This window comes from Psychrobacillus soli, assembly GCF_006861775.1.
In the GTDB taxonomy this organism is placed as follows: domain Bacteria; phylum Bacillota; class Bacilli; order Bacillales_A; family Planococcaceae; genus Psychrobacillus; species Psychrobacillus soli.
In genome coordinates this window covers 20,206-29,928 of the sequence record NZ_VDGG01000033.1, presented here as the reverse complement: position 1 = coordinate 29,928, position 9,723 = coordinate 20,206, and the positions used below count along the sequence as shown (strand labels likewise).

11 protein-coding genes are annotated in these 9,723 nt (G+C 38.6%); 3 read left to right on the top strand and 8 right to left on the bottom strand.

Annotation, left to right across the window (positions count from 1 at the left end; all coding sequences use genetic code 11):
• Positions 1-142: 142 nt before the first annotated feature.
• Positions 143-1,330 (bottom strand): acetyl-CoA C-acetyltransferase, encoded by a 1,188-nt coding sequence (locus FG383_RS14605; RefSeq protein WP_142608131.1) that lies wholly within the window; start codon positions 1,328-1,330, stop codon positions 143-145.
• 120 nt (positions 1,331-1,450) lie between these two features.
• On the opposite strand from FG383_RS14605, the gene FG383_RS14600 reads away from it, so the two are divergent.
• Together FG383_RS14600 and FG383_RS14595 are read left to right on the top strand one after the other, a co-directional pair.
• Positions 1,451-2,347: a hydroxymethylglutaryl-CoA lyase gene (locus FG383_RS14600; RefSeq protein WP_142608130.1), complete on the top strand. Its 897-nt coding sequence runs from the start codon at positions 1,451-1,453 to the stop codon at positions 2,345-2,347.
• A gap of 11 nt (positions 2,348-2,358) precedes the next feature.
• A complete protein-coding gene (locus FG383_RS14595; RefSeq protein ID WP_142608129.1) occupies positions 2,359-3,288 on the top strand; it encodes an alpha/beta hydrolase in 930 nt (309 codons plus the stop codon).
• Between the two features lie 893 nt (positions 3,289-4,181).
• Here FG383_RS14595 and FG383_RS14590 read toward each other — a convergent pair.
• The 5 genes from FG383_RS14590 to yneA form a co-directional block, all read right to left on the bottom strand.
• Positions 4,182-4,403, bottom strand: a complete 222-nt coding sequence (locus FG383_RS14590; protein WP_142608128.1) for a YneF family protein — start codon at positions 4,401-4,403, stop codon at positions 4,182-4,184.
• Positions 4,404-4,552: 149 nt separating this feature from the next.
• Positions 4,553-6,553: a transketolase gene (gene tkt / locus FG383_RS14585; protein WP_142608127.1), complete on the bottom strand. Its 2,001-nt coding sequence runs from the start codon at positions 6,551-6,553 to the stop codon at positions 4,553-4,555.
• Positions 6,554-6,641: 88 nt separating this feature from the next.
• Positions 6,642-6,875 (bottom strand): DUF896 domain-containing protein, encoded by a 234-nt coding sequence (locus tag FG383_RS14580; protein ID WP_142608126.1) that lies wholly within the window; start codon positions 6,873-6,875, stop codon positions 6,642-6,644.
• A 65-nt stretch (positions 6,876-6,940) separates the two neighbouring features.
• Complete coding sequence (locus FG383_RS14575; protein WP_142608125.1) at positions 6,941-7,588, bottom strand: YneB family resolvase-like protein; 648 nt, start codon at positions 7,586-7,588, stop codon at positions 6,941-6,943.
• Positions 7,585-7,893, bottom strand: coding sequence for a cell division suppressor protein YneA (gene yneA / locus FG383_RS14570; RefSeq protein ID WP_246097020.1), 309 nt, complete (start codon positions 7,891-7,893; stop codon positions 7,585-7,587). The genes FG383_RS14575 and yneA overlap by 4 nt, the downstream gene beginning before the upstream one ends.
• Before the next feature lie 185 nt (positions 7,894-8,078).
• Between yneA and lexA the strand changes: the two genes are divergently transcribed.
• Positions 8,079-8,690 carry a transcriptional repressor LexA gene (gene lexA / locus FG383_RS14565; RefSeq protein ID WP_142608123.1) on the top strand — a complete coding sequence of 204 codons (612 nt, stop codon included), beginning with the start codon at positions 8,079-8,081 and terminating at the stop codon, positions 8,688-8,690.
• Positions 8,691-8,828: 138 nt separating this feature from the next.
• Here the strand turns inward: lexA and FG383_RS14560 are convergent, their stop codons facing one another.
• Both FG383_RS14560 and FG383_RS14555 read right to left on the bottom strand, forming a co-directional pair.
• The gene (locus FG383_RS14560; RefSeq protein ID WP_142608122.1) at positions 8,829-9,257 is read right to left on the bottom strand and encodes an OsmC family protein; all 429 of its coding nucleotides are present in this window, start codon (positions 9,255-9,257) and stop codon (positions 8,829-8,831) included.
• Between the two features lie 20 nt (positions 9,258-9,277).
• Positions 9,278-9,723, bottom strand: a 446-nt coding sequence (locus FG383_RS14555; RefSeq protein ID WP_246097019.1) for an amino acid ABC transporter ATP-binding protein, incomplete at its 5' end; no start/stop codon positions are given.

Genomic DNA, 9,723 nt, shown 5'->3' with positions numbered 1-9,723 from the left:
CTAATTGTTTCTTTGTTTCTTTTAATTTATCGAGCACATCGGAAGAAAGCTGATCGAATAGACCATTTCCTTCTTCTTTTTTTGCTACTGGTTTAACTTGTTGCTTTTGTTTTTTCTTTGCCAAATGGTTCACCTTCTTATATTAACGTTTAACGATTGTAGCTACTCCTTGTCCTCCGCCGATACATAGTGTTGCAAGGCCAGTTTTCGCATCTTGTTTCTCCATTTCATGCAGTAAAGAAACAAAAATACGTGCTCCACTTGCACCGATTGGGTGACCAAGTGCAATAGCTCCACCATTCACATTTAGTTTATCATGATCAAACGATAATTCTCTATCTACAGCAATTGATTGTGCAGCAAATGCTTCATTCGCTTCGATTAAATCAATATCAGAAAGCGCGATTTGAGATTTATTTAATACTTTTTTCACTGCTTCTACTGGTCCAATTCCCATTACACTTGGATCTACGCCTGCAGATGCATTTGCAACAATGGTTGCTAGTGGTTTTAAGCCTAACTCGTCCGCTTTTGCTTTAGACATTACGACTACAGCAGCTGCTCCGTCATTAATACCGGAAGCGTTCCCTGCTGTTACGGATCCATCCTTTTTGAATGCAGGACGAAGCGTACTTAATTTTTCTTGTGTAGATCCTTTTTTCGGATATTCATCCGTATCAAAAATGATTGGATCCCCTTTACGCTGCGGAATTTCCACTGGTACGATTTCATCTGCAAATTTTCCTTCTGCTATTGCACTCACTGCACGTGCTTGAGAGCGCGCAGAAAAGGCATCTTGCTCTTCTCTTGTAATATTATACTGATCGCATAAGTTTTCTGCTGTAATTCCCATATGATAATCATTAAATGCACACCATAGACCATCTGAAATCATGCTATCTACTACTTTTTGATCGCCCATGCGGAAGCCATCTCTTGCATTTTTTAATAAATAAGGAGCTTGGCTCATATTTTCCATTCCACCAGCAACGATAATGTCCGCATCTCCAGCAATGATTGCTTGTGTTGCAAGATGGATTGCTTTAAGACCAGATCCACATACTTTGTTTATAGTAAGTGCAGACACTGCTACAGGTAAACCCGCTTGAATAGAAGCTTGTCTCGCTGGATTTTGTCCTAAGCCTGCTTGCAAAACATTCCCCATAATTACTTCATCTACAGACTCTTTCGAAACTCCTGCTTTTTCTAATGCTTTTTCAATTACAATGGCACCTAGCTTTGTTGCAGGTACATCTTTTAATCCTCCTTGAAATGAACCAATAGCCGTTCTTACAGCACTTACGATAACTACTTCGTTTGTCAATTTCATTTCCTCCTCATTTTCCCCTAAATTTACTTTACCAAATCGATTACCCTCTTATTCTACTAAATATCTTTATAAGTTGCTTGTTTAAGCAACCATTCTTACAATAGAATTGGAGGGATGCTCATGTTAAGTTTACCAAAAATAGTGACAATTATCGAGGTTGGACCACGAGACGGTCTACAAAATGAGAAAAATGAAGTGCCAACTGAAGTAAAACTTCAGTTTATCGAAAAACTTCAACTCGCTGGAGTAGAAGAAATGGAATTGACTTCTTTTGTATCACCAAAATGGATACCTCAAATGAAAGATGCAGAAGAAATTGTGGCTCGCACTAAAAAAATTGGAAGACAATTTGTATTAACACCAAATGCAAAAGGTGTAGAACTAGCAAAAAAAGCGACCGCGAGTAGCTTTGCAGTATTTGTAGGAGTATCCGATACATTTAACCAAAAAAATATTAATAAAACAACCGAAGAAAGTATGCATGAACTAAGACCGATTGTGGAAAAATTATTAACAGAAGGTCATTTTGTTCGAGCATGCATTTCTACCTCTTTTTACTGCCCTTACGAAGGAGCAATAGCGCCAGCTAAAACAATAGAATTGTGCAGAAAATTTGTTTCCTGGGGCGTACAGGAATTAAGCGTTGCAGATACAATAGGAATGGCGAACCCGCTAGAATGCTTCATGCTTTTTGAGTCCTTAAAAAAAGAGTTTCCTAACACGCTTATTACGGCGCATTTCCACGATACCCGAAAAATGGGCTTAGCAAATATTCTAGCAGCATTGCAAGCAGGAGTGGATCGGTTTGATACATCCGCTGGCGGTTTAGGAGGTTGTCCTTTTGCACCAGGAGCAACAGGAAATGTAGCAACTGAAGATGTTGTGAATATGCTAAAACAAATGAGTATTGACACGAATATTAACCTAGAATCATTGATACAAGCAGTTGATATAGTGGCTCCGTATATGTCCCGTCCAATTGACACAGGTATGTATAAATTATCCAAATGCAAGTAGGAGTGGAGGCAATGAAGAAAAGAGTAATCGTTTGGACGAGTATTTTTACAAGTGCCGTCACAGCGATCACCACTGTTTTTGGATTTCTTGTTACGAACAAGCTGATGTATATGAAGAAAAAAGAAAACGACTTCATATTAAATCGTGAAATTACGTCAAAACGACTAGACGAGGCTTGGTTTCGTGCAGTGAACAAAACAGAGCAGTGGATCGAGTCAAAAAATGGGTATTCCTTAAAAGCAATTTTTGTGGAACCACTAGAAACAAAAAATTATGTGATTATTTGTCATGGCGTAACCGAGAATAAAATTAATTCGCTTCGCTTTGTTCGCATGTTTGAAAGACTAGGATTTAACAGTGTGGTCTACGATCATCGAAGACATGGGGATTCTGGTGGAAAAACGACCAGTTTTGGTTTTTATGAAAAAATTGACTTACAATCTATTGTCGAAGCAGTACGGGACCGGGCAGGAGATAGCGCAATCATCGGCATCCATGGTGAATCGATGGGCGCAGCAACTATGCTACTCTATGCAGGTTCTATAAAAGATGACGCAGATTTCTACATTTCCGATTGTGCTTTTTCCAATTTCGAGCAGCAAGTTACACACATCATTAAACAAACAACTCCACTCCGAACAGGACTCGCCATTCGATTTGCTAATTTATTTTTAAAAATGCGGGATGGCTATACACTTGACCTTATATCACCAATTGACGTAGTAGATAAAATTGAAAAACCAGTATTATTTATTCACAGTTTGCAGGACGATTTTATACTCCCCAAAATGACCGAGGAATTATTCGAACAGAAAAAAGGACCCAAAACATTAAAACTTTTTGATATTGGCTTGCACGCTAAATCGTTTAACGAAAATAGCGAAATGTATGAGCAAGTAGTTGCAGATTTTTTACAAGAAAATAAGTTACTTAATAAATAAAACACTTTTGTTTATAAACAAATTTCCCAACTAAAATTTCGCAAGAATGAGCAAGGATCCCATTTTACACTTGTACGTTTTCGGTTCGCTTTAGACAAAATGTTCACTACAGTATTACCGATGGCTATATGTAGCAGAAAGGGCGTTACTTTGGAAAATGAAAGAATAGAAACATTAGGGAAGGACTAAGCAGCCAAAATTGCATCTTTGGCTGCTTTTATTCGGCTAGGAAAGTGGCTATTCTATCATTCCCAACAGTTTTGGCACTTTGATTACTCATGATTTTGGAGAGTGACGGAAGAACGACTTCCACACGATTTTCGGAAAAAGTGCGAACGCGACAAACCGGTCTAGTAGATGCTAGCTGACGAGTTCGCGGCTCCCATCAAGTAAACTTAAACTTGCTATTTTAAGAATTGGTTGCTTTCATCGGCATGTTGGTTGCTCTCACACTGATTTGATTGCTTTCCGAGTAGATTTGATTGCTTTCAATGACCGATTGGTTGCCCTAAGCCATTTACTGGATTCACACAGTCGAAAAACGGAGGAAATTTTGTTTTGAGCGAGCTGATACTGAATAAGTAAACAATTTCCTTTGATTTTCGTTGTAGGCGGCGACTCCAGCCGAGGCCAACACGATGTTGGTCACGAAGGCGTTGCCACACGATGTGGCGTACTTAGCCTTTGTTCTGCTGGGAGCAAAAAGAGACATTCCAACGTACGCCTAAGCTACGGGAATGGCTCATCGCTCACCCGGCGAAAAGCGTCCGACCGCAGCGAAAATCACAGCGGCCACTAGTCGACGCACTACGACACAGTATCCCTATATAGTGACATACCATATACTTTATAATTCCCTAAAGCATAAAAAAACACTCTTTGCAGAGTGCTTTTTATTTATTTTGCATTTTATTCATTTGGTTCATCATTTGTTTTACTTGTTTCTCAGAAGGCTTACGTCCCATTTGTGCCATCATCATACGAAGCATTTGTTCATTAATAGGTGGGTTTTCTTTTAAGTATTTCATCATATATTGACGTGCTGCAAAGAAACCGATTGCCGCACCAGCGATTAACGCAACGATTACAATAACAATCCATATCCAAGTATCCATATTTTCTCCTCCTTTACGTTCTTGTCTACGTGTACAAGACACCACCCCAAATTATACTATATATTTCCCATGCATTCTATATAAATTAAAAGAAAAAAGCAATTCGAATACTATTAACGACAAGTATTCGAACTGCTATTATGCATTTCTTATTTTTGCAGTAAGTTTTTCATTTTCGAAACAACATTTTCTACGGAGAAACCGTATTCTTTCATTACAATTTCACCCGGAGCACTTGCACCGAACTGATCGATTGCAATAACATCTCCTTCAAATCCAACATAACGATGCCATCCTAGAGATGACCCCATTTCAATCGCTAATCGTTTTGTTAAATGAGATGGTAATACTGATTGTTTATATGCTGCATCTTGTTTCTCAAATAAATCCCATGATGGCATGGAAACAACAGAAACTTGAATACCTTCATTAGCAAGCGCTGCCTGCGCTTCTACAGCAAGACTCACTTCTGAACCTGTAGCAAGTAGAATTGCTTCCGCGTTTTCATTTGGCGAAACAACATATGCACCTTTAGCAACGCCGCTACTCGCTTGTTCTACTGAACCTTTTAATGTTGGCAAGTTTTGTCGAGATAACACAAGTACTGTCGGATGATCTTTCGCTGAGACTGCAAGTTTCCATGCTTCTGCTGTTTCGTTTGCATCAGCAGGACGCACGACTGATAAACCTGGCATAGCGCGTAAAGAAGCTAAATGCTCTATTGGTTCATGTGTTGGTCCGTCTTCTCCAACAGCAATACTATCATGTGTAAATACATATGTTACAGGTAATCCCATAAGAGCCGATAAACGAATCGCTGGTCGTACATAATCACTAAATACGAAGAATGTTCCACCGAAAACGTTTAAGCCACCATGAAGTGCCATACCGTTTAATGCAGCACCCATAGCAAATTCACGCACACCAAACCAAATATTTTTACCAGCATAATTTTCAGCAGCAAAATCTCCAGCATTTTTCATTGTTGTTTTGTTTGAACCTGCTAAATCTGCACTTCCTCCAAAGAAAGAAGGTAGATTTTGTGCGATTGCATTAATCGCATCTCCTGAAGCAGAACGTGTCGCATGAGACGTCCCTTCTTCATAAATTTTTAATGCATCTGCGAAATCTGCCGGTAGCTCTCCACTAATTGCTTGCTTAAACGTAGAAGCAAGCTCTGGAAATGCCGCTTCATATGCATTAAATATTTCATTCCAAGCAGTTTCTTCACTTACTCCTTGGCGTTCTGAAGCTTCTTTGAAAGTTTCATACACTTCTTCTGGCACATGGAAATCACCTTCGAAAGCCCATTCGTATGCTGCTTTTGCTAAAGCTGTTTCATCTTTTCCAAGTGGCATACCATGCGCATCCGATTTACCCGCTCTATTTGGAGAGCCGAATCCGATAACGGTTTTTACTTCAATGATTGTCGGTTTATCGTTTTGACCTTTTGCTTTGTCAATCGCAGCAGAAATTTCAGCGATATCATTACCGTCTTTTACTAAGATATAATTCCATCCATAAGAATCAAAGCGTTTTTCAATTTTCTCCGAGAAAGATTTATGCAAATCTCCATCCAAAGAAATGTCATTACTATCATATAAAACGATCAACTTATCTAATTGTAAATGTCCCGCAAGAGAAATTGCCTCTGCTGCAACACCTTCCATTAAGTCGCCATCTCCACAAAGAGCATATGTGTAATGATCTACAATCGCATGATTTTCTTTGTTGTATGTAGCAGCTAAATGAGCTTCTGCCATCGCCATACCTACTGCCATTCCAATCCCTTGTCCAAGAGGACCTGTTGTTGCTTCTACACCAGCAGTATGACCAAACTCTGGATGTCCTGGCGTTTTAGAGCCCCACTGTCTGAAATTTTTAATCTCTTCCATTGGTAGATCGTAACCACCAAGGTGAAGAAGACTATAAAGAAGCATCGAACCATGACCAGCTGATAAAACAAAACGATCACGGTTAAACCAGTTTGGATTATTAGGATTGTGACGTAAATGCTTTGTCCATAATGTATAAGCCATTGGTGCAGCTCCCATTGGAAGACCTGGATGGCCTGAATTCGCTTTATCAATGGCATCAATAGATAATGTACGAATTGTATTAATTGCTAGTAAATCTGACTGTAATGACATAAATGACATCCTCTCGAACAAAATTTTTAACTATAGTACTAGTTTAGACAACATTCCGCCTATTATCAATGGTTTCTGAAATGATTAATTAATTCAGAAACTTATCTTTTTTCGCTTGTTGTACTTTCACTGGAGTGACATCATTTCCTGCGGGGTCGATTACTTTTACACTTTCAATCGTATCTCTCATAGTAGATCGAAATGTTTCTAAGTATTCTTTTCGTAGAGCACTTTGTTCTTTTGCTTCTTCTATGGATAATCCAGTTGATTTGGATTTTTTGGAGAGTTCACTAATTCGTGCTAATTTTTCTTTACTTAACATATAAATCATCCTTTCCTTATATACCTCTTATAAAGGTAAGGAAAAAACACAAAGAGTGCAAGTCATTACACTTCTTTATCCTCGATAAATTCAATATATCTGCGATGAACAGTTGCTTTACTAATTTCAAAGCCTAGTCCTTTTAACGTGGATGCAATTTCCTCATAAGTTAAGCCGGCTTTTCGAAGTCTTACGATTTCTTCAACAGGTGCATCAATTCGTTCTCGACCTTCTGGATTTCCTTTACCTTTTAAATTTTTCTCCGGTCGGAATCCTTGGGAGACAGCTCGCTTCATCCCCCTCTTTATCTTGGCATTATGAAGCTTCCGTTGGTACTCCTCTACAAGTGCTAAAATTTCCAACAGCATGGAATCCATCTCATTTAAATTTAAAATTCCTTTATCTTGTAAAGTGTAGACAGAAGTATTGGTTTTTTGGAGTAAATGTAGAACGGCCATTCGACCATTTCCGCGACCAATCCGTGTCTCATCTTGGACAAAAACCGCTTTTATATCGAAGTCTTTTACGTAGGAGAGTAAGTCAAGCAACCCGTCGCGCTGAATATCATATCCACTATGTTGGTCTGTAAATACTTCCCTTACTTCATAACCTTGCGTCTGCGCGAATTCCATTAATTCTTCTTGTTGTCTTGTTAAAGAAGTTTCTTGTGTTTCTTTTTCCGTGCTTACACGGCAATATATTACAGCTTTCAATTACTATCACTCGCTATCTCTGTACCGTGATCTAAATGAAAATCTTCTTTTACCTCTGGAATGACAAGCATATCCCCTGCTTTAATGTGAGAGGTTTGTAAATTATTCATGACCATTACGGTATTTATCCATGCTTCTTTTGGTTCGTTCGTCGCAAATTTATTTGCAAGTTCCCATAAAGAGTCACCATGTTCTATTTTAATTTGATATTGTTGTTCTGTCGACAATGTATTGGAGATTATGAATGTCATCAAAAAAGCGACACTTAATCCTAAAAATAATGTAATAAAATAGTTTTCTTTCATCCAATTCACGTTAAATCCCCCTAATTAGAATGTTTGTTCGGAATGTATGTTCTAATATTAAAACGAACACTTGTTTTTGTCAACACTTATTAGAACCTATGTTTGCATAAATTTCGAGAGACTGTTATACTATTAGTAAGAAAGAATTTAGTAGAAAAATGACTATTCAAAAAGAGGTGAACTCATTGAAAAAAGCGTCGAAAAGACAAGAGGACATTTTGGCTTTTATTAAAGAAGAGGTTCGTACAAAAGGGTATCCACCTTCTGTACGTGAAATTGGCGAAGCAGTTGGACTAGCATCGAGTTCTACTGTGCACGGGCACCTAGCTCGCCTGGAAAGTAAAGGACTTATTAGAAGAGACCCAACGAAACCACGCGCAATTGAAATTCTAGATGGTATTGCCGAAAAACAAGGTGTCGTGCATGTTCCGCTAGTAGGAAAAGTAACGGCTGGCCTTCCAATTACTGCGATTGAAAATATCGAGGAGTTTTTCCCACTACCTGAAACGTTCGGAACAGCCGATGATCATTTATTTATGTTAGAGATTATGGGTGATAGTATGATCGAGGCAGGAATTTTAAATGGAGATTATGTTGTCGTAAAACAACAGCAATCCGCAAATAATGGGGATATAGTTGTCGCTATGACAGAAGAAGATGAAGCTACGGTTAAACGTTTTTTCAAAGAAAAGTCTTTCTTCCGATTACAGCCAGAGAACTCTTCGATGGATCCGATTATCGTAAACCAAGTATCTATTCTCGGAAAAGTAGTTGGCGTATACCGTCACATCCAATAGAATTCTCGCTTACTTGACAAATTATACGAAAGTCCTTATGATAATAAAGAGCCGATATCATATTTAAACGAAAAGTGGACATTTTCGTTTAAATCATCGAAAAACCCTCTTACCTTTAAAAGGTGAGAGGGTTTTGTTTTATGCTTCTTGCATTTCTATTTCTTCCCCGTTTAGGATTAAGCGATGGGAAATGTCTGCTTTTAACGAAGCAGAGACGGCACAATATTTTTCTTCTCCAAGTTTTATAGCACGAATTACTTTTTTCGCATCGATATCTCCTTTTACATCGAATATTAATGTAGCAGCAGTAAAAGCAGTTGGTAACTCTTCCCGACGTGTCCCGTCCACTGTAATTTCTATCGACTCTATTTTCTCTAAATGAGGTTTTAAAATCATCGTAATGTCAATTCCGATACAACCAGCTAACGAACTGAGTAACATTTCGGTTGGTGTTGGTGCTTGTCCTAGTCCTCCATAATTTGCGGTTGCATCCATTACCATCGGATAACCAGACGGTCCTTTCGCTTCAAACGCTCGTCCACCTTGCCATATTGCTTTAACTTCCATTATTGATCAAGCTCCTTCAGTTAGAATTCATTTACTTTTGCTAAAAACTTTTGGGCGCGATCTGTAGATGGATGTGCAAAAAACGTTTTCGGTTCTGCATCCTCTACAATTTGACCGTCCGCCATAAATAAAATACGATCCGCCGCGTCTTGTGCAAACTTCATCTCATGTGTGACGATGACCATTGTCATCCCTTCATCTGCTAACTCTTTCATCACTTTTAATACTTCTCCAACTAATTCCGGATCAAGTGCGGAAGTTGGTTCATCAAAAAGCATGATTTTTGGTTCCATTGCAAGCGCTCGTGCAATCGCTACACGTTGCTGTTGTCCTCCTGATAGTTTCGAAGGATAGACATTTTCTTTTTCTTGCAATCCGACCCGCTTCAATAATTGAGCAGCAATCGTTTTTGCTTGTTCTTTTGATTGTTTCTTCACAACAATAATCGCTTCCATTACATTTTCGA